The organism is Lentzea miocenica, from assembly GCF_033949945.1.
Taxonomy (GTDB): Bacteria; Actinomycetota; Actinomycetes; order Mycobacteriales; family Pseudonocardiaceae; genus Lentzea; species Lentzea miocenica.
The window spans coordinates 1-875 of sequence record NZ_JAXAVW010000103.1 but is presented as its reverse complement, the minus strand read 5'-3'; the positions used below and the strand labels follow the sequence as shown (position 1 = coordinate 875).

Below are 875 nucleotides of genomic sequence, written 5' to 3'. Positions count from 1 at the left end.
CGCTGGGAGATGCGGGCGGTCACGCCGTCGATGGTGCGGCCGCCGTGCAGTTCGAGATCGAGCTGGCCTTTCAGTGTGTCGTTGACCGACTCGATGAGCTGCCGGACGGGTTTGAGCAGGGGCTGGGCTGGGTGTGGGGTGCGATTGCGGTAGTTCGGGCGCAGTATCCGCACTCCGCGCTCGGCCAGATAAGCGTCGAGTTCGCGCGACACGTAGCCCTTGTCCGCGATGATCAGCAGACCGGGACGGTCGTGCAGCACGGACTTGTCGTGATCCAGGATCGCCATCAGCACCTGGCGTTCGTCGAGTTTCGGGTTGGCCAGCGCCCAGGTGACCGGCAGCCCGGCCGGGGTACAGACCAGGTGCAGACGCAGGCCCCAGAAGAACCGCGAGTGCGACGAGCAGTAGCCGTAACCGGCCCAGCCGGCCAACTCCGATCGTCTGGCAGCCTCTCGGGAGCGGGCGCACTCGACCGGCGTGGAGTCGACCACCCAGGTCGCGTCGGTCCACAGATCGGTGTCGACGGCGAGCATCCTGATCACGTGCTTGAGTAGCGGAACGGCGTTGCGCAGGCGCTTGTTGTAGCCCGATTGCTGTGGCAGGTAACGAAAAGCGCCAGGCAGGTGTCGGGGCAGGAACCGTAACCAGCGGGCCTCGGATCGGATGCCGAGCAGGGCTTGGGCCACGGCGAGGGTGAGCAGTTCAGCGTCGGTCAGCCGGGGTGGTCGTCCGGTCCGGACGGGCCTGCCCAGGTGATCATCGATCTTGACGTAGAGTGCGGTCAGAAGGGTGTTCAGGTCGGTCCTCACAAACTGATCTTGAACACCCTTCGTCTGTCTTCAGACACCGCCCGGACTTAGGACTTACTCGTCTAG

At 65.0% G+C, this 875-nt stretch carries 1 protein-coding gene; it reads right to left on the bottom strand.

The features are described 5' to 3' along the window. Positions 1-809, bottom strand: an 809-nt coding sequence (locus SK803_RS46375) for an IS982 family transposase (RefSeq protein ID WP_319972647.1), incomplete at its 3' end; no start/stop codon positions are given. Between the last annotated feature and the right edge of the window lie 66 nt (positions 810-875).